The organism is Dyella sp. (genome assembly GCF_035685805.1).
Lineage (GTDB): Bacteria > Pseudomonadota > Gammaproteobacteria > Xanthomonadales > Rhodanobacteraceae > Dyella_A.
Genome location: NZ_DASSAB010000045.1, coordinates 196,854 through 219,506, shown reverse-complemented (window position 1 = coordinate 219,506; position 22,653 = coordinate 196,854). Strand labels below are relative to the sequence as shown.

The following is a 22,653-nucleotide window of genomic DNA, read 5'->3' as shown; positions in this document are numbered from 1 at the left end:
CCGGCGGCGGCTCGTTCAGTGCCGCCGGCGCGTGCGCGCGCGCCAGAACAGAAACCCGGTGATCGCGAAGAAGGCTGGCAGCAGGCCACCCGCCACCACGGCGGCGCGGTACCCGGTGCCGCCGACCGTGCCGGCATGCAGCGGGTAGATCATGCCGTCGACGCGGGCGGCGGTGTCGCCTGCGCCGGCGTCGCGCACGGCCAGCACCCGAGCCGTGTACGGATCGAGCCAGATCATGCTGCGCCCGGTCTCGTTCCACTCGCCCGGCGCTCGCGCGCGCACCACCACCGTGGCATCCCCGCGCCGGCCCAGGCTGATGCGCGACAGCGTCGCGTGTGGCATCGCCGCCTGCGCGTTGTGCAGCAGCGTCGCCCAGTCGACCGGCTGGTCCCGGCTTGCCAGCGTCGGCGGCGGCGCGGCGCTTGGATCCTTGCCCAGCGTTGCTTCCAGCACCCGCCGGGTCGCGCCGTGGTAGGCCATCAGTGTGCCGGTGAGGGTGAGCAGCAGAAGCAACGGCAGCGTGATCGCGCCCAGCGAGCGGTGCCAGGTCAGCCAGCGGCGTATCGGCGGCTGAGCATAGGGCCGCAAATGCGCGCGCAGGCGTCCGCGCGCCGGCCACCAGAGCACCAGGCCGGAGCCCAGCAGGAACAGGCACACCCAGCCGATCACGCCGAGCACGTTCTCGCCGGTGCGCCCCGCCAGCAAATGGGTGTGCCAGTTGCGCAGGATCAGCAGCGGGTCTGCCCCGGCGTGGCGGGTGAGCAGCAGCTCGCCGCTGGCCGGGTGGAGATAGCGACGGCTGCCGTCGGCGAAATACAGCTGCCACACCGGCAGCGCGGCATCGGGCAGGTCCGCGCCGCGCAGTCCCTGCGGAGCCCACTCCCGGCTGACCCGCGCCATCACCTGCGCGCGCTGGGCCGCCGTGGGCAAGGGGTGCAGCGCGAGCTGGGGTTGGCTGATCCGCAGCAGCGGCTGCTGCAGCGCCAGCACGCTCCCGCTGAGTGCGATCAGCGCAAAGACCACGCCGACGCTGAGCCCGAGCCACAGGTGCAGACGCTTCAGCCACGCCTTGGCGCCGGCGCGGCGGGGTGGAGCCGGCGCCACCATCAGAACGTCTGCTGCCAGCTCAGCGACACCGTGCGGCCGCGCCCGGCGAAGTAGCTCGCGTCGTCGCCCACGGTCTGGGAGACGTAATTGATGTACTGGCGATTGGCCAGGTTCTGCACGCCCAGCGTCCACTCGCCGACATCGCGGCTGTGCCAGCGCACGAACGCATCAGCGGTGACATAGCCGTCGAAGTGGCCGCTCGCCACGCCGAGCGTGGCGAAGTCGCGGCTGGCCAGTCGCGACACCTGCAGCATGCTCGACCAGGCGTCGTCCCAGCGCTGGGTCCAGCTCAGGTTGAGGCGGTTCGGCGCGATGTTGGCGCCATCGAGGTCGGAGTCGACCCGCCCGTCGCCATTGCGGTCGGAACGGCCGTGGTTGATCGCGTAGCTCATCGCCAGCCGGGTGCCGTCCAGCGGCTTCCAGCCCGCACGTGCTTCCCAGCCGCTGATCTCGATGCGCTGGCGCGCCACGTTGTAGACCTGGTTTGCGGCATCGAACACCAGCACCGAGCCCAGGCGCGAGGTGGAGCTGTAGTGGCTCACCCGCGCCGAGAACGGCCCGTTGTCGAAGTCCGCTCCGACCTCGCGGTTGTCCGACACCACCGGCTTGAGGTCGAGAAACTCCGCCACGCTTTGACCCGGGCGGTTGATCGCCCGCAGCACGCGGCCCACGTCCGGCAGCGTGTAGCCCTCGGCGTAGCTGGCAAACAGGTTCAGGTGATCGCCCAGGTACCAGACCGCTCCCAGGTTCGGCAGGGTCTTGGTGAAGCGGGTCGAACCGCCCTGCACGGTCACGCCGTTGTAGAACGCCAGCGTGCGGAAGGTGGGCACGTTCAGGCGGCCGTGCTCCTGGCGCAGGCCGCCATTCACCGACAGCGACGGCAGCACCCAGTATTCGGCCTGGAGAAAGGGTGCCCAGCCGGTGTACGTGCTGTCCGGCACCCAGTTGCGGCCGGTCTGGATCAGTTCCTGATGGGTGGTATCGCGGTAGCCATCGACGCCGGCCAGCACGTTCAGGCGCTCGTCCAGCAGCCCACCGCGCGCCCAGGACAGCCGCGCGCCGCGCTTGAGCGACACGTTCTGCGACTGGTCGAACACGGTGGCGCCGTAGGCGGGATCCTGGAAGGTGCCAAAGGTGCCGCCGCCGAACAGTTCGCGGTTGCTCTGGTAGTAGAGCTGGGCACGCAGCTCGCCGCCGGCCAGGTGCGGGTCGCGGTAATCCACGCTGCTGGTCAGCACGCGGTTGCGCGGGGCTTCGCCCGGCTGGCTGCCGCGCACGGAGGTGGTCGGCACGCCGGCATCCATGTCGCCGGGCACGGCCAGATAGTCGCCGTGGCCCTGCAGCTGGAAGTGATTGATCGTCAGTTGCAGGTGCTGCTCGCCGGCGAAGTCGTAGCCGAGCTTGGCGAAGGCGTCCTTGCTGGTGGAATCCATCAGGTCGCCCTGCGTTCCGTCCACGCCGATCAGCCGGCCCTTCGCGTCGGAGTACATGCCGCGCTCGCGTTGCGACACGCCCACGACGGCATCGAAGGCGCCCTGACGCACGCCCAGAAGGTATGCGCCGGCGTAGCCCAGCCCGTCGCTGCCGCGGGTGGGAGCGCTCGCTTCCAGCGTCACCCGCTGCTCCACGCCGTCGGTCGTGGGCGGACGGCGCGTGATGATGTTGATGATGCCGCCCGACGCACCCAGCCCCTGCAGCGCGTTGGCGCCTTCGACGATCTCGATCCGCTCGATCATCGCCGGGTCGATGGTGTAGGCGTCGCGCGAGCCGTTGCGCAGCGGGCTGGATTGCGGCACGCCGTCGATCATGTACAGCGGGTTGCGCCCGCGCAACGTCTCGCCGCGGCTGCTGAGCTTCTGCGTGGCCGGCGAGAACGACGGCAGCAGCGCGCCGATCGCCTGGGACAGATCAGGCGTTATGGCCAGCTGCTGGCGCAGGTCTTCCTGGTCGATCACGGTGATCGTCATCGGCAGCGCCCCCTGGCTGCGCGGCATGCGCACGGTGCTCTCGGAAACCTCCACCCGTTGCAGTTGAACCGTCTGCGGTGCTTCGGCAGCCCGGGCTGGTGCGGCCAGGACAGATAGCAGGGCAAGGGCGAGCGGGCGAACAGCGGTCATGCGAAAGCTCCAGATCATTTCGCGAAATCTTAATGGGAACGATTCGCAATAACAATGAATCTGGACATGGGAGGCCCGCGCAGCCCGGGCTTGTTGTCCGGCACGACCGGCGCTTGTGCAGCACCGGTGAGCGTTGGGCGTGACATTGTCTGCACTGCGGGCGATCGCGCAGTGGCCGAAGTCTCGGGAGTCGGGCGCGATTGCCTGTTCGCCGTGCGGCTGCCGGATCCACGGGTGTGGCAAACGGGCAAGGCACGTACGGGTCAACGCGCGTCATGGCGGCGCCTGCAAGCGCCGCCGAACCCGCTGGCGCGCGAACGCGTTTCCGCGCCGCGTCGCCAGCGCGATCGCTGGTGCAGCGATCTAGTGCGCCAGGCTGGCGCCGCTGCCGAGCCCTTCGCCACGCACGTGCCGGTGACGGAACAGCAGCAGGAACAGCACCGCCACGACCGCGGCGTACAGCGCAAAGCTGATCCAGATGCCATGCCAGTCCTTGGCTCCGTCCGGCGCGGTGAAGAACGCCTCGATCACCAGGCCGCTGATCGCGCTGCCGAGCACGGCACCCACGCCGTTCGTCATCATCATGAACAGCCCCTGGGCGCTGGCGCGGATCGCCGGGTCGCTCTGCGACTCGACGAACAGCGAGCCGGAGATGTTGAAGAAGTCGAATGCCATGCCGTAGACGATGCACGACAGCACGATCATCCAAAGCCCGGGGCCCGGGTTGCCGTAGGCGAACAGGCCGAAACGCAGCGCCCACGCCGCCATCGAGATGAACATCACCGTCTTGATGCCGAAGCGCTTGAGGAAGAACGGGATGGCGAGGATGAACAGCGTTTCGGATACCTGCGAGATCGACATGATGATCGCCGGATACTTCACGGCAATCAGTCCGGCGTAGGCCGGCACCGTGGCGAAGTCGTGCAGGAAGGTGTCGCCGTAGGCATTGGTCAGCTGCAGCGCCGCGCCGAGCAGCATGGCGAAGATGAAGAACACCGCCATCTTGGCGTTGCGGAAGAGCTTGAACGAAGTCAGGCCGAGCGTATCGAGCATCGAGCGGCTCGAGGCGATGCGGTCCAGCTTGGGCGGGCACGGCGGCAGCGTGAACGCATACAGCCCCAGCACCAGCGCCGCCGCGGCGGCCACGTAGAACTGGCCCGAGGTGGTCTCCAGCTTCAGCAGGCTTACCGTCCACAGCGCAGCGATGAAACCCACCGTGCCCCACACGCGGATCGGCGGGTAGGTGGTCACCACGTCGGCACCGTCTTTCTTCAGCGCGTTGTAGGCCACCGCGATCGACAACGAGATCGTCGGCATGTAGCAGCACATGTTGACCAGCATCACCCAGAACAGCACTGCAGGCCGGTCGATCGCCGGCACGATGCACAGCACGATGGCGCCGGCGATATGCAGCATGCCGTAGAGCTTCTCGGCGTTGATCCACTTGTCCGCCACCACGCCCATCAGCGAGGGCATGAACAGCGAGGCGATGCCCATGGTGGAGAAGATCGCCCCGAACTGGGCGCCGCCCCAGTGCCGGTTCTGGAACCAGTACGCGCCGATGGTGATCAGCCACGATCCCCAGACGAAGAACTGCAGGAAATTCATCACCACCAGGCGGAACTTGATACTCATGGACTTCTTCGTGCGCGGAGTGTGTGGGGCTCCGCGGCGCGGCCGGTTCCGCACCGTCGCGAGGACCCGTGCGTACAGCGACAGCGTCAGGAGTGTCCCCCGGAGGCAGATCCGCACGCGGCGGTTCCACAGACCCGAGGCAGCGTAGACGAGCACGCTGGCGCCGGGCAAGCTGCGGCGCGGGTCGCCGCGCCAACGGCGCGCCGGCCGGTCCGCCAGCCTCTACACTGCGCGACCGCCACCGCAGACGATGCACTTCATGGGCCTGTTCCTCACCATCGCGCTGGTCCACCTGCTGGCGCTGGCCAGCCCCGGCCCGGATTTCCTGTTCGTCTCGCAGACCGCGGCCAGCCGTTCGCGCACACAGGCGCTGGCCGGCGTGCTGGGCATCGTGCTGGGTATTGCGGTGTGGGCAGCGCTGGCGCTGCTCGGGCTGCACGTGCTGCTGCAACGCCTGGCCTGGCTGCAGCGGACGGTCGCCATCGCCGGGGGCGCGTATCTGCTGTGGATGGGCTGGCAACTGTTGCGCGCGGCATGGCGTCAGCAGGCGGTGGTCGCCGGCGGTGCGGCGCCGACCCCCTCGAGCGGCTGGCGCAGCCTGCGCGACGGACTGCTCACCAACCTGGGCAATCCCAAGGCCGTGGTGTATTTCGCCAGCGTGTTTTCCGCACTGGTGGGGCCGGCGGTCACCGCTGCGACGCGCTGGCAGCTGTGGCTGCTGGTGAGCGTGGAATCGCTGGCGTGGTTCGTCCTGGTGGCTACGCTGTTCGCCCTGCCGCCGATGCGCCGCGCATACCTGCGCAAGGCCCGCGTCATCGACGCACTGGCCGGTGCGGTGTTCGTGTTGTTCGGCCTGCAGCTGATGCTTGGGTAGGCGCGCAGCTCCTGCCCGGCAGGAGCTGCGTCCGACCACCCGCTGGCGCATCGCGAAGCTTAAGGAGCGACGCCCTTTTCGCGGCAAGAACGCCGCCAGCGGTTGCCTATCATTCGGCCTCGAAGGCGCTGCGCAGCCAGTGCATCTGCGCCTGATCGCCGACGCCGTCGAAGCTGACCACGTCGAAGCGGCAGGCGCGCTGGCCGTGCTGCGGGTGCGCGGCGAGCCATAGCGACGCGGTGCGCAACAGGCGCTCGCGCTTGCTGCGGGTGATCGACGCGGCGGCGCCGCCCTGGCCGCGACCGCCACGCTGACGTACCTCCACGAAGACGATCATCTCGCCGTCGCGCATGACCAGATCAAGCTCGCCGTGCCGGGTGGTGAAGTTCTGCGTCAGCAGGCGCAGCCCGGCCTGCTCGAGATCGCGGCGCGCTCGTTGCTCGAACTGCGCCCCTTGTGCCCGCATCAGCGGCCGTCGTCACCGGCGACGGAACTGGCCGGCGCCGGCACGCTGTCGTCCGGCACGCTCTGCGGTGGGGCGCTGGACGGCGTGTCGTCGAACTGCAGGCTACCGCTCAGCGGACGCGCGAGGCCGTCGGTGAAGCGCGCCCAGACGAGCACGCGGCGCACGCGGCCGAACTGGTCGGCGGCGAGCTGCCCGGTGGCGCCCGGCAGGTAGCTGCCGGGATGATCGCGCAGCCAGTCCAGGTAGGGCGCGAGGTTCCACGCGTCCATGCCGAAAGCAAACAGGCGCCCGGCACTGCCGCTGGCTTCGGGCAATGCGGTGGCGATGCCGGCGTGCGACGGCAGCCCGGGCTGCGCGTCGAACAGCCAGGGCGCGTCGCAGAATTCCACGCCATCCAGATCGCGGTCGGCACCGGCGTCGTCGATGCCGCCATAGACATGCGAGGTGGCCAGTATCGGCAGCGTCAGGCCTGCGATCCGCAGCTGCGGCACGAGCAGGCGCGCCTGTTCCGGCCGCATGCTGATGAAGATGGCGGCATCGGGGTCGTCGGCGCGGGCGTTCAGTGTGCTGATCGTCGCGGCGTAGTTGATGCTGCCCGAGGCGATGCTGGCGCGCCCGGCCACCTGGCCACCGCGGGCGATCAGCTCGGCGCGGAAGGCGTCGGCCGCGCGCTGCGCGAAGTCGTCGCTGGAGGTCACCACGTAGGCAGTATGCAGGCCGCGTTCGACCAGGTGATCGGCGACCTGCGCTCCCTCGGTCTCCGGCAGCAGGCCGAACTCCATCACCGCGGCGGACGGTGCGCTCCTGCCGTCGGGATGATTCAGTGCCAGCACCGGTGCCGGCAGGTTGTCCTGTGCGATCACCGCGGCGACCTCGGCACGCGTGAGCGGGCCGACCACCAGCTGGGCGCCATCACGCACCGCCTGCTGGTAGGCCTTGACCGCGCCCGCGGCGGTGCCGGTACTGTCGTAGACGCGCAGCGCCGCGCGCGGCGCATGGGTGCGGCTGGCGTCGGCATAGGCGGCGAAAAAGCCTTCGCGGATCGAGGTGGCCACGCTGGCCAGCTCGCGATTGGCCGGCAGCAGCAGCGCGATCTGGCTGGGCATGCGATAGCCCTCGCGCACGTTGGCGTGCGCCCCGGGGAGCATCGTGCCCACGGGCTGCTTCAGCTCCGGCTGCGGGTTGGCCACGGTGATGCCCTGCTGCGAGAGGGCCTCGTTGATCCACGGCAGCATGCGGTCAGCGGACGTCATGGCTGCAGCGCGCTGCTGCAGCTCGGCGACACTGAGGCGCCCCAGCAGGTCGAGAATCTGGCGCTGGTTCTGCGAGCGATCCAGTCCGCTCAGTGCATCATCCATCTGCACCCGCGTGCGGGCGCTGCCCCAGTGGTCGCCGCTGGCGTCCATGGCCCGCGCGCGCAGTTCCAGCACGCGCAGTTGCAGTGCGGGCGGAACGTGAAGGTTGGGTTGGGTGGTGAGGGCCAGTGCGCTGCGCGGGTCGTGCTGGTCCAGCGCGATCTCGGCCCGCAGCAAGTCCAGCCGCACCGGCTCATCGCCGCTCAGGCGCTCCCGGCGCACCGGTGTCAGCACCTCGGCCGCGCGCGTCAACGCGCCTTCCTGGCGGTACGCCTCGGCGGCGTTGAGGCGATAACTGTCGGCATGGCCCGGGCTGTTGGCGGCGAGCGCGAGATAGGCCTGTGCGGCCTGCTCGAACTGGCCCTGTTGGCGCAGTGCATCGGCGCTGCGCATGGCTGCCACTTCCGCGGGCGAACGTTGCGCGGCCTGGGGAACGCAGGCGGCCAGGGCGAGGCTGATCAGCACGGCCAGGCCGGCGGCGCGGTACATGCGCATGGAAGGTCCCTTGGATCGTGATCGGAAAGGTCGGACTGCGCGATGATAGTCGATCATTCCGCCGCTCCGCGGTGAAAGGATTCCTTCGATGTCTTCAGTCCGAGCCGGCTCGCTATGGGTGGTGGCCACGCCCATTGGGCACCGTGATGATTTCTCCGCACGGGCGGTGCAGACGCTGCGCGCGGTGGCCTTGATCGCGGCGGAGGACACGCGTCACAGCCGGCCGTTGCTGCAGCACTACGGCGTCGACACGCCGTTGATCGCGTTGCACGAGCACAACGAGCGCGATGCCGTGGATGCGCTGGTGAGGCGATTGCTCGATGGCGAGTCGGTGGCGCTGATCTCGGATGCGGGCACGCCGCTGATCAGCGATCCGGGGTTCCGGCTGGTACGGGCTGCGCGTGCGGCTGGCGTGCGATGCGTGCCGGTGCCGGGCGCCTGCGCCGCGATCGCCGCGCTGTCGGTGGCCGGACTGCCGAGCGACCGGTTCGTGTTCGAAGGGTTCCTTCCGCCCAAGGCGGCGGCGCGGCGTACGCGCCTCCAGGAGCTGGCCGGCGACCCGCGCACCCTGATTTTCTACGAGTCGTCCCATCGCGTGGCCGAGAGCCTGGCGGACATGCGCGACGTGTTCGGCGGCGACCGCGAAGCGGTGCTGGCGCGCGAGCTGACCAAGCTGTTCGAGACGGTCATCGGCGAACCCCTCGATGAGCTGGCGGCGCGCGTTGCGGCCGATCCCGACCAGCAGCGTGGCGAGTGCGTGCTGCTGGTGGCGGGGCGTGGAGAAGAAGTCGATGCGCGGCTGGCCGAGGGGCAGCGGGTATTTGCCCTGTTGCGCGAGGAACTGCCGCCGGCCAGGGCGGCCAAGTTGGCCGCGGCGATCACCGGCGCACCGCGCAAGGCACTGTACGAAGCGGGGAGCGGCTAGTTTTCGCGGCGACTTGTCCTTGCCGCTCGCGGCTGGAGAGGTTCCGCGTCGCACATTGCATCAGACATCCCGGGCCTTGCGCTCTTCCCGGTTCCCGATCACGTACAATCGGCGGTGGAGTCGGCCGGACAGTCGCGTCGCACGCAAGTGCATCGAGGAAAGTCCGGGCTCCACAGGGCAGAGTGCCAGGTAACTCCTGGGCGGCGTGAGCCGACGGCCAGTGCAACAGAGAGCAGACCGCCGAACGGCATCTTCGGATGCGCGTGGTAAGGGTGAAAGGGTGCGGTAAGAGCGCACCGCGTACGGGGCCAACGCCGTGCGGCACGGTAAACCCCACTCGGAGCAAGACCAAATAGGGGGACGATAACGCGGCCCGCGTTGTTCCCGGGTAGGTTGCTGGAGCCAGGCGGTGACGCCTGGCCGAGAGGAATGACTGTCGCGCCGCAAGGCGTACAGAACCCGGCTTACAGGCCGACTCCACCTTTCCACCCCCGGGCGAGCGATCGCCCGGGGTTTTTTGTGGTCGCGCGCGGCTGAACGGCCGGTTCATGCGCCCGAGGCTCGAACAGGTCGGTTTGCCGACACGTCGGAAACCAAAAAAGCCTGTCATTCAAACGCCTTGCTGCGTTTCCTCATGTAAGGGGTGAATTGCCGTCACCTCTTTGCCTTTACTCCTTGATTCACAAAAGAAATTCCCTTGACAGTCTCAGGGGGCGAGACTATCGTGGGTTTCGGTGTGAAAACGTGGGATTTAGTGGAGTCATACGAGCGTGTTCCAGGGCGAAACCGCCATCACCGTCGACGACAAAGGCCGCCTGGCCATTCCGACCATGTATCGGGAGCAGGTGTCGGGCGCGTGCGCCAATCGTCTGGTGATCACCTACAACCCGTTCGAGCACGGCTGCCTCTGGCTGTTTCCGTACGCGGAGTGGGAGCAGGTGCGCGATCAGGTCAATGCGCTGCCCAGTGTGAAGGCCGCGCACCGCAATCTGCAGATGAAGCTGGTCGGTGCGGCCGCGGTCGTGGAGCCCGACGGCGCGGCGCGCATCCTGCTGCCGGCCAGCCAGCGCGGCACTACGGGCATCGAGAAAAAGGCGGTGCTGCTGGGCATGGGCAGCAAGTTCGAGCTGTGGAGCGAGCAGGCCCATCTGGCCAAGATCCGCCAGACCATCGGCGAAGACGACATCACCCAGGAAATGGCAGATCTGCGCCTCTGATTGTTCAGTGGTCGCAGCGACAAAGTGCGGGACGGGAGCGGAAGTGCGGTATGGCCCAGAGCCGGAATACAAATTCAGGCTCGGCGCCGCTGCAGCACATTCCGGTGATGCTGGGAGAAGCTGTGGAGGGTCTCGCCGTGAAGCCGGGCGGGCGCTACCTGGATGGCACCTTCGGACGCGGCGGTCACGCCCGTGCCGTGCTGTCGCGTCTGGGGCCGCATGGCCGCCTGCTGCTGATGGACCGTGACCCCCAGGCGATCACCGCCGCCCAAGCGCAGTTCGCCGACGACCCTCGCGTGGCGATCCGCCACGGCAATTTTTCCGAGCTGGCCGAGTGGGACGAGACCGCGGCCGGGCTCGATGGCGTGTTGCTCGACCTGGGCGTGTCCTCGCCGCAGCTGGATGAGGCCGCCCGCGGCTTCAGCTTCATGGCCGATGCGCCGCTGGACATGCGCATGGACACCACCCAGGGCGAAAGCGCGGCGCAGTTCCTGGCGCGCGCCGACGAGCGCGAGATCACCGAGGTGCTGTGGCACTTCGGCGAGGAGCGCCACGGGCGCCGGATCGCGCGGGCCATCATGGCCGATCGACAGGTCACGCCATTCACCCGCACCGGCCAGCTCGCGGCACTGATAGAACGCGTGATCGGCCGGCGCGAGCCGGGCAAGCACCCGGCCACGCGCAGCTTTCAGGCGCTGCGGATCCAGGTCAACGGTGAGCTGGATGCGCTCCAGCGTGGCCTCGACGCGGCGCTGGAGCGGCTCGACGCTGGCGGTCGGCTCTCGATCATCAGCTTTCATTCGCTGGAGGACCGGGCGGTCAAGTTGTTCATCCGCGACCAGTCCGGGCGCGTCCAGGGCAGTCGGCGTGGCCCGCCGGTGGCGGCGACACCCGCGCGCCTGACGCCGGTGGGCAAGGCACGTTTTCCGTCGGCGGAGGAGCTGGCGGTCAATCCGCGCGCGCGCTCGGCCGTGTTGCGCGTGGCGGAGAAACTGGCATGAAGGCCTTCGGCGTCATCGCTCTGGTCGGCCTGCTCTGCCTGGTGCTGATCACTGCGCTGGGCGTGGTGTGGACGCGGCACGAGAGCCGCGTGCTGTTCGTGCAGCTCACCAGCCTGCAGAACCAGCGCGACGATCTCAACGTCGAGTACGGCCGTCTGGAGCTGGAGCAGGCCACCTGGGCCGAGCCGCGACGCATCGACGAAGAGGCGCGCAGCAAGCTCGGCATGGTCACGCCCGCGCCGCAGAACATCCAGCTGGTGCGCCGATGACCCGCCCGCGCAAGGTCGTGCCTGCGTCCACCGGCCGTCGCCGCAGCGCCGGGCCCAGCGCGCGTCGGCGCCTGATGCTGGTGGTGGCCCTGCTGAGCCTGGTGTCGCTCGGGCTGGTGGCCCGCGCGTTCGATGTGCAGGTCGTGCGCAAGCAGTTCTATCAGGAGCAGGGTGATGCCCGGTTCCTGCGCGAGGTGCCGATCGCGGTGTCGCGTGGCGCGATCCTGGACCGCAATGGCGAGCCGCTGGCGGTGTCCACGCCGATGGTCTCGATCACCGCGGTGCCTTCGAAGGTGCTCGAAAACGACGATCAGCTGCCTGCCCTGGCGGCTGCGCTGGGTACGCAGCCGGACGAGTTGCGCGAATACCTGCAGCAGCGGGCCAGCCGGGAGTTCGCCTATCTCAAGCGGCAGATGAGCCCCGAGGCGGCGCAGGCCGTGCTCGAGCTCGGCATACCGGGCATCAACGGGCAGCGCGAGTTTCGCCGCTATTACCCCTCCGGCGAGGTAACCGCACACGTGCTCGGCTTCACCAACATCGACGATCACGGCCAGGAAGGCCTCGAGCTCGCCTTCGACGACTGGCTGTCCGGCCAGCCGGGCAAGAAGCGGGTGATTCGCGACAACAAGGGCCACATCGTCGAGGACGTCGAGCAGGTGCGCGAGCCCAAGCCCGGCCGCAACCTGACGCTGAGCATCGATCGACGGATCCAGTTTCTCGCCTACAGCGAACTTAAGGCGGCGGTGGAGAAGTCGCAGGCCGACTCCGGCACCATGGTGATCCTCGACGTGAAGACGGGCGAGGTGCTGGCGATGGTCAGCATTCCCACCTACAACCCCAATGCCGTGGGCGGGAGCAGCCCCTCCGCGCGGCGCAATCGTGCCGTCACCGACGTGTTCGAGCCCGGCTCCACGATCAAGCCGATCCTGATGGCGGCGGCGCTGTCGAGCGGGCAGTACACGCCCACCACGCCCAAGGTGGACACCACCGGCGGTCACTGGTTTTTCCAGGGTCACGACATCCACGACACCCATGACTGGGGGGTGCTCACGCCCACTGGCATCATCACCAAGTCCAGCAACGTCGGCGCGGCGCACGTGGCGATGACGCTCGATACCGCGCTGATGTACGACACCTACCGCGCCTTTGGCTTCGGCAACAGCACCAATAGCGGCTTTCCCGGCGAGGTGTCCGGCAAGCTGCGGATCGGGCGTGACTGGCGACCGCTGGAGAAGGCGATTCTCGGCTACGGGTACGGCCTCAATGCCACGGTGCTGCAGCTGGCAAACGCCTACGCGACCATCGGCGATGGCGGTGTCATGCATTCGCCCACCTTCATCAAGGGCGGTGAGGTCGACGCCAAGGCGATCATCGAGCCACGGATCGCCCATCAGCTGCTGCGGATGATGGAGACCACCACCCAGCCTGGCGGCACCGCCGCACCGTACGCTTGGATTGCCAATTACACGGTGGCCGCCAAGACCGGCACCGCGCACAAGGCCACTGCCGGTGGCTACGCCAAGGACGCCTACGGCGCGGCCTTCGCGGGCATGGTGCCGGCGAGCAACCCGCGCCTGGCCGCCGCGGTGGTGATCGACAACCCGCAGCGCGGCAGCTATTACGGCGGCCTGGTCTCGGGTCCGGTCTTCGCCAAGGTGATGGATGGCGCGCTGCGCCTGCTGGACATCCCCCCGGACAACATCGGGCGCTGGTACGTCGGCGGTCCGCTGCAGGGCGTCAACGGCCTGATCGGCAACAAGCCGCCGGATGCGCCGAACATCGAAGAAGCGCCGGTGGACCGGGTGACGCCATGAGCATGCCCCTGGACCAACTGCTGCCGGGGCTGACCGGCGCCGCCGTTCCGGCCGGCCTTGTCGTTGACGGCCTCACCCTCGACTCGCGCGCGGCGCAGCCGGGCTTTGCGTTCGTCGCACTGCGCGGGCTCAACCACCACGGCCTCGCGTTCGCTGCAGACGCCGTGGCGCGTGGCGCCTGCGTGGTGCTCGCCGAGATGCCGGCTCCGGCCGACGTCGCCGCGCCAGGCGTGCCGGTGGTGTGGATTGACCGGTTGTCGGCGCAGGTGGGCGAACTGGCGGCGCGCTTCTTCGATCATCCGTCGCAGGCGCTGCGGATCGTCGGCGTCACCGGCACCAACGGCAAGACCTCCACCGTGCAGCTGGTGGCCCAGGCATTGCAGCGGCTCGGCCACCGTGCCGCGAGCATCGGCACGCTCGGCGCCGGGCTGGTCGGGCAGCTCGACGCCGGCGAGCGCACGACTCCCGATGCCATCCGCGTGCAGGCGCAGCTGGCCCGGTTTCGCGCCGCCGGCGCCAGTCACGTGGCGATGGAAGTGTCGTCGCATGCGCTGGCCCAGGGCCGCGTCAACGCGGTGCGTTTCGAGGTGGCCGCTTTCACCAACCTCACCCGCGACCACCTGGACTACCACGGCACCATGGAGGCCTACGGCGAGGCCAAGGCGCAGCTGTTCGCCTGGCCTGAACTGCGCTCGGCTGTGGTCAATGTCGACGACGCCTTCGGTGCGACGCTGGTGCAACGCCTGCCTGGCCCGGTACAGCGCCTGCGCACTAGTGCCGCAGGCGATGCCGATGCGGAGGTCCGCGCGACCGAGATCGTCACTTCCGGCGAGGGGCTGGCGTTCCAGCTGCACACGCCGTGGGGGTCGCGTGCCATCCGCAGCCCGCTGCTGGGCCGGTTCAACGTGGCCAATCTGCTCACCGTGGCCGCGTGCCTGGGCGCGCTGGGCGAACCGTTCGAGCAAGTGGTGGAGACGCTCGCGGCGCTTGCGCCCGTCAACGGCCGCATGAATCGTCTCGGCGACGGTCTGCGCCAGCCGTTGGTGGTGGTCGATTACGCCCACACGCCGGATGCGCTCGAACAGGCGCTGACCGCGCTGCGCGCGCACTGCGCCGGCCGCCTGATCTGCGTGTTCGGCTGCGGTGGCGAGCGTGATGCCGGCAAGCGCCCGCTGATGGGGGCACTGGCCGAGCGGCTGGCCGATCTGGCCATCGTCACCGATGACAATCCCCGTGGCGAAAGCGGCGACGCGATCGTGGCGCAGATCGCGTCGGGCTTCGCCGACCCGTCGAGGGCGGTGGTCGAGCGCGATCGCGAGCGGGCGATCCGGCAGGCGCTGACGCTGGCGGATGCCGGCGACGTGGTGCTGATCGCCGGCAAGGGCCACGAGAACTATCAGGAAGGCGCCGGCGGCCGGCGCCCATTCGACGATATGGACGTGGCGCGTCGGGCGCTGGAGGCCGAAGCATGATGCGTCTGGACACCGTGGCTCTGTGGACGCGCGGCCAGCGCATCGGCGCCGATGTGCCGGTGACCGGGTTCGCCATCGATACCCGCAAGCTGCAGCCGGGCGACCTGTTCGTGGCGCTGCGCGGCGAGCACGTGGACGGGCATGACTTCGTGGCCGATGCGATCGCCCGCGGCGCCGCCGCGACCATGGTCACGCGCAAACTGGACATCGCGCTGCCGCAGGTGCTGGTCAACGATGCCGCCGCGGCGCTGGGCGACCTGGCCAGCGCCGTTCGCGCACAGCGGCAGGTGCGGGTGGTCGGCATCACCGGTTCCAACGGCAAGACCACGGTAAAGACTCTGGTGGCCGCGATCCTGGGGCGGCACGGCCGCACGCACGTCAACGCCGGCAACTACAACAACGAGCTCGGCCTGCCGCTCACCCTGCTGGCGATGCCGGAGGATGCGCAGTATGCGGTGCTGGAAATGGGTGCCGGCAAGCCCGGTGACATTGCCTACCTGGCCGCCATCGCCCGCCCCGACGTGGGCCTGATCACCTGCATCGCGCCGGCGCACCTGGAGCGCATGGGCAGCATCGAGGGCGTGGCCGAAACCAAGGGCGCGATCTACCAGGCGCTGCCGGTCGACGGCGTGGCGATCATCAACGCCGATGACGCGTTCGCGCCGTTCTTCGCGGGCCTCGCGGGCTCGCGGCGCGTGCTGCGCTACGGGCTGGGTCGGCCTGCCGATGTCACTGCCACAGTAATCGAGCAGCGCTTCGACGGCTCGCGTTTCGTGCTCCATACGCCGCAGGGCGAGGCCGAGGTGATGCTGCCGCTGGCCGGATCGCACAACGTCGCCAACGCGCTGGCCGCCGCCGCCGTGGCGACCGCGCTGGAGGTGCCGCTGGCCACCATCGTGGCAGGCCTGGCCGGTGCCGATGGCGTGGCGGGACGATTGAAGGTGGAGCCGATGCCGGGCCACTGGACCCTGATCGACGACAGCTACAACGCCAACCCCGGCTCCGTCACGGCCGCCATCGACACGCTGGCGCTGGCGTCGGGCGAGCGCATGCTGGTGCTCGGCGATATGGCCGAGCTGGGCGTCGATGCACGCGCCATGCATGCCCGGGTCGGTGCACACGCGAAGGCGCGGGGCATCGAGCACCTGCTGGCGGTCGGGCCACTCAGCGCCGCTGCGGTGGAGTCGTTCGGTGCCGGCGCGGCCCACTTCGACAACAAGGCCGCGCTGCTCGGCGCGATCGAGGCGCGGCTGCGCGCGGGCGTCACCTGCCTGGTGAAGGGGTCGCGCTCGGCCGGGATGGACCAGGTCGTGGCGTCGCTGCGCCTTGCACGCGCACGTGGAGGTGCCACCGATGCTGCTTGAACTGGCCGACTGGATGGCACGGCATTTCACCGCCGTGCACCTGTTCCAGTACATCACCTTCCGCACCATCATGGCCGCGCTCACTGCGCTGGCCATGTCGCTGCTGTTCGGTCCGGCGGTGATCCGCCGGCTGGCCCTGCTCAAGGCGGGCCAGGTGGTGCGCAGCGACGGTCCGCAGACGCACCTGACCAAGGCCGGCACGCCAACCATGGGTGGCGTGATGATCCTGCTGGCGGTGGCGATCGCCACGCTGCTCTGGACCGACCTGCACAACCGCTACGTGTGGCTGGTGCTCAGCGTCACGCTGGGCTTCGGCGCAATCGGCTTCTACGACGATTACCGTAAGATCGTGTTGCGCGACAGCCGCGGGCTGGCCTCGCGCTGGAAATACTTCTGGCAGTCGGTGCTGGGCCTGATCGCAGCGTGGTTCCTGTTCCACACGGCGCAGCTGCCGGCCGAGACCGCACTGTACGTGCCGCTGTTCAAGCAGGTGGCGATCCCGCTGGGCGCGCTGTTCGTGGTGCTGGCCTACTTCATGATCGTGGGCTTTTCCAACGCGGTGAACCTCACCGACGGACTCGACGGGCTGGCGATCATGCCCACGGTGCTGGTCTCCGGTGCGCTGGGCGTGTTCGCCTACCTGGCCGGCAACCGGGTGTTCTCCGAGTACCTGGGCATCCCGTCGATTCCCGGGGCCGGCGAGCTGGCGATCTTCTGCGGCGCGCTCTCCGGCGCCGGGCTCGGCTTCCTCTGGTTCAACACCTATCCGGCCCAGGTCTTCATGGGCGACGTGGGCGCGCTGGCGATCGGCGCGGCGCTGGCCGCGATCGCAGTGATCGTGCGCCAGGAGATCGTGCTGCTGGTGATGGGCGGCGTATTCGTGATGGAAACCGCCTCGGTGATGATGCAGGTGGCGAGCTTCAAGCTCACCGGCAAGCGCATCTTCCGGATGGCGCCGATCCACCACCACTTCGAGCTCAAGGGCTGGCCCGAGCCGCGCGTGATCGTGCGCTTCTGGATCATCAGCGTGGTGCTGGTGCTGATCGGTCTTGCCACGTTGAAGGTGCGCTGATGTTCGGCTTCGGCACCACCCAGGCAGTGAAGCGCCACGGCCCCCGTGGTCGGTTCGACCAGCTGTTGTTGCTGGCGCTGGTGGCGCTGGCCAGCCTGGGCGTGGTGATGGTCGCCTCCAGCTCGATCGCGGTGGCGGACAGCCAGCACATCGGCGCGTTCTACTACCTCAAGAAGCACCTGTTCTATCTCGCGCTTGGCCTGATGCTCGCCGGGGCGGCGATGCGCACCGAGCTGAAGCTGCTGGAGAAGCACGCGCACCTGCTGCTGCTGGCAGCGCTGCTGATGCTGCTGGCGGTGTTCGTGCCTCACTTCGGCATGCGCATCAACGGCGCGCGGCGCTGGGTGAACCTGGTGGTGACCAGCTTCCAGCCGGTGGAAGCGGTGAAACTGATCCTGGTGGTGTATGTGGCCAGCTACCTGGTGCGCCACCGCGAGAGCGTGGAAACCCGTTTCCTCGGCTTGTTCAAGCCGCTGATGGTGGCGGGCGTGATCGTGTTGCTGCTGCTGGCCCAGCCCGATTTCGGCTCCGCCACGCTGGTGATCGCGGTGACCATCGCGATGGTCTGGCTCGGTGGCGCACGGCCGGTGTTCCTGTTCGGCATGGGCCTGCCGCTGATGCCGCTGCTGGCGATCGCGGCGACCAGCGAAAGCTACCGCATGAAGCGGCTCACCTCGTTCATGGACCCGTGGAAGGATCCCTTCAACGACGGCTTCCAGCTGACCCAGTCGCTGATGGCGATCGGGCGCGGCGAGTGGACCGGCGTCGGCCTCGGCTCGAGTGTGCTCAAGCTGTCCTACCTGCCGGAGGCGCATACCGACTTCATTCTCGCGGTCATCGGCGAGGAACTCGGGCTGGCCGGCGTGATCGCCGTCGTCGGACTGTTCACGCTGCTGGTGACGCGCGGGTTGACGCTGGGCCTGCGCGGTGTCGAGGTGGGTCAGCGGTTTGCCGGCTACGTCGCGTTCGGTATCTCGCTGATGATCGGGCTGCAGGCGATGGTGTCGATCGGCGTGAACCTCGGTGCGCTGCCCACCAAGGGCCTGACGTTGCCACTGATCAGCTCCGGTGGCTCGTCGGTACTGCTGACTTGTGCCATGGCCGGCGTGCTGCTGCGTGCCACCTTCGAAATCAATCGCGCGCTGGATGCCCGTCACATGGCCACCCGCATGCCGGCGCTGGCCGTGGCGGACGCCAATGCCTCGACCGCGACGCCCGAGCGACAGGCGGTGGCGGCATGAGCGCACGGCCGTTCAATGATCGTCGCCCGGTGCTGATCATGGCCGGCGGCACCGGTGGCCACATCTTCCCGGGCCTGGCCGTGGCCGATGTGCTGCGTGCGCAGGACGTGCCGGTGGCCTGGCTCGGCGCGCGCGGCGGCATGGAGACCCAGGTGGTTCCGGCTCACGATATTGCGCTGCACACGGTGCCGGTGGGTGGGCTGCGGGGCAAGGGCTGGGCGACGCGGCTGCGCGCGCCGCTGATGCTGGCCAGCGCGCTGGTCGCGTCGCTGGCTGCGCTGCGTCGGCTGCGCCCGCGCAGCGTGCTGTCGATGGGCGGCTACGTGGCTGGGCCCGGTGGCATTGCGGCACGGCTGTTGGGGGTGCCACTGCTGGTGCACGAGCAGAACTCGGTGGCCGGATACACCAACCGCCGCCTCGCCAGCTTCGCCCGTCGCGTCATGACGGGCTTTGCCGACGCGCTGCCGCGTGGCGAATGGGTGGGCAATCCGGTGCGCTCGACCATCGCCGCGTTGCCGCCGCCCGCCGAGCGCATGCGCAACCGCCTCGGGCCGCCGCGCCTGCTGGTGCTGGGTGGCAGCCTTGGCGCTCGCGCGTTGAATGTCGCCGTGCCCAAGGCACTCGCGCTGCTGCCCCCCGCGGCCCGGCCGCAGGTGCTGCACCAGTGCGGCAGGCGCGGCCTCGAGGAGGCGCGCGCCGCCTACGCCGCTGCCGGCGTGGACGCCGAAGTGGTTCCCTTCATCGAGGACATGGCCAGCGCCTATGGCCAGGCCGACCTGGCCGTCTGCCGTGCCGGCGCGCTGACCCTGGCGGAGCTTACCGCTGCCGGACTGGGCGCCCTGCTGGTGCCGTTTCCGCATGCGGTGGACGACCACCAGACCCGCAACGCCGAGGCGCTGGTCGCCGCCGGCGCCGCCGAACTGACCAAGGAAACCGATCTGGACATACAGACATTGGCGCACCGCCTCGACGCGTTGCTGCAGGATCCGCCCCGCCGGCTGGCGATGGCCGCCGCGGCGCGCGCGCTGGCCAAGCCCGACGCGGCGACCGCCATCGCCCGTGCCTGCCTGGAGGTAGCCGCATGACCGCGCGCCGCATGCAGGCCCATGATGACCTGATGACCACCTTCCGCCGCGTGCACTTCATCGGCATCGGTGGCGTGGGGATGAGCGGCATCGCCGAGGTCCTGAACAACCTCGGCTACGCCGTGTCCGGCTCGGACAAGGCCAATTCAGCCACCGCGCAGCGCCTGGCCGGCCTGGGCATCGACGTGCGCATCGGCCACGAGGCGGGGCACGTGCGGGACGCTGACGTGGTGGTCACCTCCAGTGCAATCCGTGCCGACAACCCCGAACTGATGGCGGCGCGCGAGGCGCGCATCCCGGTCATTCCGCGCGCCGAGATGCTCGGTGAGCTGATGCGTTTCCGGCGCGGCATCGCGATCGCCGGGACCCACGGCAAGACCACCACCACCAGCCTGGTCGCCAGCGTGCTGGCCGAGGCCAACTACGACCCGACCTTCGTGATCGGAGGCCAGCTCAACGCGGCCGGCGCCAACGCCCGGCTGGGTACCGGCCAGTATCTAGTCGCCGAGGCGGACGAGTCCGATGGCTCGTTCCTGTTGCTGTCCCCGGTGATCGCGGCGATCACCAACATCGACGCCGATCACCTGGAGAACTACCACGGCGACTTCGCCGAGGTGAAGAAGGCGTTTTCCGATTTCCTGCACCGGCTGCCGTTCTATGGCCTGGCGGTTTTGTGCATCGATGACGAGGAAGTAGCCGCGCTGGCGCGCGACATTCCGCGCCGCGTACTCAGCTACGGGATCGACTCGGTGGATGCCGACGTCCGCGCGACGCAGGTGGTCCAGCGCGGCTTCACCATGCATTTCGACCTGGTGCTGCCCGGCCACGAAGGCGCGCTGCCGGTGCAGCTGAACCTGCCCGGACGGCACAACGTGCTTAACGCGTTGGCGGCTGCGGCGATCGGCTGGCAACTGGGCGTCGAGGGCGAGGCGATTGCACGGGCGCTGGCGCAGTTCCAGGGCGTCGGCCGGCGCTTCCACGCCCGCGGCGAGCTGACCCTGGAGCACGGCAGTGCCTTGCTGATCGACGACTACGGACACCATCCGCGCGAACTGGCGGCGGTGTTCGCCGCTGCCCGCGGCGGCTGGCCGGACCGCCGCCTGGTGGTGGGCTTCCAGCCGCATCGCTACAGCCGAACGCGGGATCTGCTGGACGACTTCGCCAATGTGCTGGCCGAAGCGGACGTGCTGGTGCTGACCGAGGTGTATCCGGCCGGCGAGGCGCCGATCGCGGGCGCCGACGGGCGTGCGCTGGCGCGCGCGGTGCGCGCGCGGGGCAAGGTCGATCCGGTGCTGGTCGAGCATCCGCGTGATTTCCGGGACGCCCTGCCGGCGCTGCTGCGTGACGGCGACCTGCTGATGCTGCTTGGCGCAGGCGATATCGGCGCTGCGGCGCTCGAGTTGTCGCAGCAGCCCCACCTGAGGAGCCCGAAGTGACGAACAAGATCACCGATCCGGCCCAGTTCGGGCGCGTCGCCGTGGTGATGGGTGGCAGCTCCGCCGAGCGCGAGGTGTCGCTCGACTCCGGCCGCAACGTGCTCGCCGCATTGCAGGCGCGCGGGGTCGACGCCCACGCCATCGACGGTATCCCGGCGCTGCTGGACGCGCTGCGCGCGGGCCACTTCGCGCGCGTGTTCAACATCCTGCACGGCCAGCACGGCGGCGGCGAAGACGGCGTGCTGCAGGGCGCACTCGAGTCGCTCAACGTGCCCTACACCGGGTCGGGCGTGCTCGGCTCGGCACTGTCGATGGACAAGACCCGCTCCAAGCGCGTGTGGCAGTCGCTGGGCCTGCCCACGCCGCGTTTCGTGGCGTTGCCACGGGGTGGCGACGTACATGCGGCTGCGCGCGAGGTCGGCTTCCCGCTGATCGTCAAGCCGGCGTGCGAAGGCTCCAGCGTGGGCGTGACCCGCGTCTTCGAGGAACGGGACCTGGATGCGGCGGTGGCGCTGGCTGCCCGCTACCCGGGCGACCTCTTGATGGAAACCCTGATCGAGGGCGACGAGCTGACCGTGGCGATCCTCGGGCGCGACGTGCTGCCGTCGATCCACATCGTTCCCCAGGGTGCGTTCTACGACTACAACGCCAAGTACATCGCCGAGGACACCCGCTATGTGTGCCCGGGCCTGCAGGGCGAGGCCGAGGCACAGCTGCGTGCGCTGTCGCTGCGCGCATTCGATGCGCTCGGCTGCAGCGGCTGGGGCCGCGTCGACGTGATGCGCGATCGCGCCGGTGGCAACTGGCTGCTGGAGGTGAACACGGCCCCGGGCATGACCTCGCACTCGCTGGTGCCCAAGGCGGCCGCGGCCGCGGGCATCGGATACGAGGAGCTCTGCTGGCGTGTGCTCGAGACCAGCTTCGAGAAGGACCGCGGCATCGACGCCGGAGGGCTGCGCGCGTGAGGGGAGCCATCCGCCTGATTGCCTGGTGCCTGGCCATCGCCCTCGTGGTGATGCCGGTGGTGGGCGTGCTGCGCGGGTGGTTTGCCGCCGACCGGTGGCCAGTGACCCAACTCACGGTGCAGGCGGAGTTCCACCACCTCAAGGCCGAGCAGATCCGCGATGTGGTGCGCCCGCGTCTCGGCCACGGCTTCTTTGCGCTCGATCTGGACGACGTGCGGCAGGCGGTATCGGCACTGCCCTGGGTCGAATCGGTCGAGGCAAGCAAGCGCTGGCCGGACACCCTGCTGCTGCGGATCTACGAACGCCAGCCGTTCGCGCGCTGGAACGGCAGGCAGCTGATCAGCCGCCAGGGTCAGCTGTTCGACGTACCAGACAACGAGGTCGCCGTGGCTCTGCCGGATCTGCGCGGCCCCGACGCACGGCTCGCCGAAGTGGTGAGTTTCTACGCCGACACGCGCAGGGCTTTCGCCGGCACGCACCTGGACATCACCGGCGTGGCGCTGACCGAGCGCGGCAGCTGGAGCCTGACCTCGGCCAGCGGTGCCCAGATCGTGCTCGGGGACCGCCAGCAGGCCAACCGGCGCCTGCGCCGTTTCCTCGACGTGTATCCGCAGCTGCTGGCCGGCCACGACAACGGCTTCGCCTACGCCGACCTCCGCTACACCAACGGGTTTGCCGTGCGCTGGCTGCCGCCGGCTGCCGCGACTCCCTCCGATACGGGCGCGCCCCGCACATGAAGACGT

19 protein-coding genes and 1 other RNA gene are annotated in these 22,653 nt (G+C 69.2%); 15 read left to right on the top strand and 5 right to left on the bottom strand.

Annotation, left to right across the window (positions count from 1 at the left end; translation table 11 throughout):
* Positions 1–15 precede the first annotated feature (15 nt).
* The 3 genes from VFG40_RS14230 to VFG40_RS14220 all read right to left on the bottom strand — a co-directional run bounded on the left by VFG40_RS14230 (position 16) and on the right by VFG40_RS14220 (position 4,859).
* Positions 16–1,107: a PepSY-associated TM helix domain-containing protein gene (locus VFG40_RS14230; RefSeq protein ID WP_324898625.1), complete on the bottom strand. Its 1,092-nt coding sequence runs from the start codon at positions 1,105–1,107 to the stop codon at positions 16–18.
* Positions 1,107–3,224 (bottom strand): TonB-dependent receptor, encoded by a 2,118-nt coding sequence (locus tag VFG40_RS14225; RefSeq protein ID WP_324898623.1) that lies wholly within the window; start codon positions 3,222–3,224, stop codon positions 1,107–1,109. Before VFG40_RS14225 ends, VFG40_RS14230 begins: the two co-directional genes overlap by 1 nt.
* A 363-nt stretch (positions 3,225–3,587) precedes the next feature.
* Complete coding sequence (locus VFG40_RS14220; protein ID WP_324898621.1) at positions 3,588–4,859, bottom strand: nucleoside permease; 1,272 nt, start codon at positions 4,857–4,859, stop codon at positions 3,588–3,590.
* Between the two features lie 259 nt (positions 4,860–5,118).
* Here VFG40_RS14220 and VFG40_RS14215 point away from each other — a divergent pair, with 259 nt between their 5' ends.
* Positions 5,119–5,733 (top strand): homoserine/threonine efflux transporter, encoded by a 615-nt coding sequence (locus VFG40_RS14215; RefSeq protein ID WP_324898619.1) that lies wholly within the window; start codon positions 5,119–5,121, stop codon positions 5,731–5,733.
* Between the two features lie 109 nt (positions 5,734–5,842).
* On the opposite strand, the gene VFG40_RS14210 is transcribed toward VFG40_RS14215, so the two are convergent.
* A complete protein-coding gene (locus VFG40_RS14210) occupies positions 5,843–6,199 on the bottom strand; it encodes a YraN family protein (protein WP_324898617.1) in 357 nt (118 codons plus the stop codon).
* Entirely contained in the window at positions 6,199–8,049 is a 1,851-nt protein-coding gene (locus VFG40_RS14205; RefSeq protein WP_324898615.1) for a penicillin-binding protein activator, read from the bottom strand. The genes VFG40_RS14210 and VFG40_RS14205 overlap by 1 nt, the downstream gene beginning before the upstream one ends.
* Before the next feature lie 88 nt (positions 8,050–8,137).
* Here VFG40_RS14205 and rsmI point away from each other — a divergent pair, with 88 nt between their 5' ends.
* The 14 genes from rsmI (at position 8,138) to VFG40_RS14135 (ending at position 22,647) form a co-directional block, all read left to right on the top strand.
* Positions 8,138–8,974 (top strand): 16S rRNA (cytidine(1402)-2'-O)-methyltransferase, encoded by an 837-nt coding sequence (gene rsmI / locus VFG40_RS14200; protein ID WP_324898613.1) that lies wholly within the window; start codon positions 8,138–8,140, stop codon positions 8,972–8,974.
* A 116-nt stretch (positions 8,975–9,090) separates the two neighbouring features.
* An RNA gene (gene rnpB / locus VFG40_RS14195) (RNase P RNA component class A) lies at positions 9,091–9,457 on the top strand.
* A gap of 287 nt (positions 9,458–9,744) precedes the next feature.
* The gene (mraZ, locus tag VFG40_RS14190) at positions 9,745–10,191 is read left to right on the top strand and encodes a division/cell wall cluster transcriptional repressor MraZ (RefSeq protein WP_324898611.1); all 447 of its coding nucleotides are present in this window, start codon (positions 9,745–9,747) and stop codon (positions 10,189–10,191) included.
* A 50-nt stretch (positions 10,192–10,241) separates the two neighbouring features.
* Positions 10,242–11,192, top strand: a complete 951-nt coding sequence (rsmH, locus tag VFG40_RS14185) for a 16S rRNA (cytosine(1402)-N(4))-methyltransferase RsmH (protein ID WP_324898608.1) — start codon at positions 10,242–10,244, stop codon at positions 11,190–11,192.
* Positions 11,189–11,461: a cell division protein FtsL gene (gene ftsL, locus VFG40_RS14180; RefSeq protein WP_324898606.1), complete on the top strand. Its 273-nt coding sequence runs from the start codon at positions 11,189–11,191 to the stop codon at positions 11,459–11,461. Before rsmH ends, ftsL begins: the two co-directional genes overlap by 4 nt.
* Complete coding sequence (locus VFG40_RS14175; protein WP_324898604.1) at positions 11,458–13,275, top strand: peptidoglycan D,D-transpeptidase FtsI family protein; 1,818 nt, start codon at positions 11,458–11,460, stop codon at positions 13,273–13,275. The genes ftsL and VFG40_RS14175 overlap by 4 nt, the downstream gene beginning before the upstream one ends.
* Positions 13,272–14,747: a UDP-N-acetylmuramoyl-L-alanyl-D-glutamate--2,6-diaminopimelate ligase gene (locus tag VFG40_RS14170; protein ID WP_324898602.1), complete on the top strand. Its 1,476-nt coding sequence runs from the start codon at positions 13,272–13,274 to the stop codon at positions 14,745–14,747. Before VFG40_RS14175 ends, VFG40_RS14170 begins: the two co-directional genes overlap by 4 nt.
* A complete protein-coding gene (locus VFG40_RS14165) occupies positions 14,744–16,111 on the top strand; it encodes a UDP-N-acetylmuramoyl-tripeptide--D-alanyl-D-alanine ligase (RefSeq protein WP_324898600.1) in 1,368 nt (455 codons plus the stop codon). The genes VFG40_RS14170 and VFG40_RS14165 overlap by 4 nt, the downstream gene beginning before the upstream one ends.
* Positions 16,101–17,183 (top strand): phospho-N-acetylmuramoyl-pentapeptide-transferase, encoded by a 1,083-nt coding sequence (gene mraY / locus VFG40_RS14160; protein ID WP_324898598.1) that lies wholly within the window; start codon positions 16,101–16,103, stop codon positions 17,181–17,183. The genes VFG40_RS14165 and mraY overlap by 11 nt, the downstream gene beginning before the upstream one ends.
* The gene (gene ftsW / locus VFG40_RS14155; protein WP_324898596.1) at positions 17,183–18,424 is read left to right on the top strand and encodes a putative lipid II flippase FtsW; all 1,242 of its coding nucleotides are present in this window, start codon (positions 17,183–17,185) and stop codon (positions 18,422–18,424) included. Before mraY ends, ftsW begins: the two co-directional genes overlap by 1 nt.
* A complete protein-coding gene (gene murG, locus VFG40_RS14150; protein ID WP_324898594.1) occupies positions 18,421–19,509 on the top strand; it encodes an undecaprenyldiphospho-muramoylpentapeptide beta-N-acetylglucosaminyltransferase in 1,089 nt (362 codons plus the stop codon). The genes ftsW and murG overlap by 4 nt, the downstream gene beginning before the upstream one ends.
* Positions 19,506–20,945 (top strand): UDP-N-acetylmuramate--L-alanine ligase, encoded by a 1,440-nt coding sequence (gene murC / locus VFG40_RS14145; protein ID WP_324898592.1) that lies wholly within the window; start codon positions 19,506–19,508, stop codon positions 20,943–20,945. Before murG ends, murC begins: the two co-directional genes overlap by 4 nt.
* Positions 20,942–21,910 (top strand): D-alanine--D-alanine ligase, encoded by a 969-nt coding sequence (locus VFG40_RS14140; protein ID WP_324898590.1) that lies wholly within the window; start codon positions 20,942–20,944, stop codon positions 21,908–21,910. The genes murC and VFG40_RS14140 overlap by 4 nt, the downstream gene beginning before the upstream one ends.
* Positions 21,907–22,647 (top strand): cell division protein FtsQ/DivIB, encoded by a 741-nt coding sequence (locus tag VFG40_RS14135; RefSeq protein WP_324898588.1) that lies wholly within the window; start codon positions 21,907–21,909, stop codon positions 22,645–22,647. The genes VFG40_RS14140 and VFG40_RS14135 overlap by 4 nt, the downstream gene beginning before the upstream one ends.
* The last annotated feature ends 6 nt before the right edge of the window (positions 22,648–22,653 follow it).

Bases quoted from the DNA above. Each gene is read 5' to 3' on its own strand.
- rsmI (WP_324898613.1), top strand. From the start codon at position 8,138: ATGTCTTCAGTCCGAGCCGGCTCGCTATGGGTGGTGGCCACGCCCATT.
- VFG40_RS14220 (WP_324898621.1), bottom strand. From the start codon at position 4,859: ATGAGTATCAAGTTCCGCCTGGTGGTGATGAATTTCCTGCAGTTCTTC.
- VFG40_RS14205 (WP_324898615.1), bottom strand. From the start codon at position 8,049: ATGCGCATGTACCGCGCCGCCGGCCTGGCCGTGCTGATCAGCCTCGCC.
- murC (WP_324898592.1), top strand. From the start codon at position 19,506: ATGACCGCGCGCCGCATGCAGGCCCATGATGACCTGATGACCACCTTC.
- ftsL (WP_324898606.1), top strand. From the start codon at position 11,189: ATGAAGGCCTTCGGCGTCATCGCTCTGGTCGGCCTGCTCTGCCTGGTG.
- murG (WP_324898594.1), top strand. From the start codon at position 18,421: ATGAGCGCACGGCCGTTCAATGATCGTCGCCCGGTGCTGATCATGGCC.
- rsmH (WP_324898608.1), top strand. From the start codon at position 10,242: ATGGCCCAGAGCCGGAATACAAATTCAGGCTCGGCGCCGCTGCAGCAC.
- VFG40_RS14210 (WP_324898617.1), bottom strand. From the start codon at position 6,199: ATGCGGGCACAAGGGGCGCAGTTCGAGCAACGAGCGCGCCGCGATCTC.
- VFG40_RS14215 (WP_324898619.1), top strand. From the start codon at position 5,119: ATGGGCCTGTTCCTCACCATCGCGCTGGTCCACCTGCTGGCGCTGGCC.
- VFG40_RS14170 (WP_324898602.1), top strand. From the start codon at position 13,272: ATGAGCATGCCCCTGGACCAACTGCTGCCGGGGCTGACCGGCGCCGCC.
- VFG40_RS14225 (WP_324898623.1), bottom strand. From the start codon at position 3,224: ATGACCGCTGTTCGCCCGCTCGCCCTTGCCCTGCTATCTGTCCTGGCC.
- VFG40_RS14230 (WP_324898625.1), bottom strand. From the start codon at position 1,107: ATGGTGGCGCCGGCTCCACCCCGCCGCGCCGGCGCCAAGGCGTGGCTG.
- mraY (WP_324898598.1), top strand. From the start codon at position 16,101: ATGCTGCTTGAACTGGCCGACTGGATGGCACGGCATTTCACCGCCGTG.
- VFG40_RS14165 (WP_324898600.1), top strand. From the start codon at position 14,744: ATGATGCGTCTGGACACCGTGGCTCTGTGGACGCGCGGCCAGCGCATC.
- VFG40_RS14175 (WP_324898604.1), top strand. From the start codon at position 11,458: ATGACCCGCCCGCGCAAGGTCGTGCCTGCGTCCACCGGCCGTCGCCGC.
- ftsW (WP_324898596.1), top strand. From the start codon at position 17,183: ATGTTCGGCTTCGGCACCACCCAGGCAGTGAAGCGCCACGGCCCCCGT.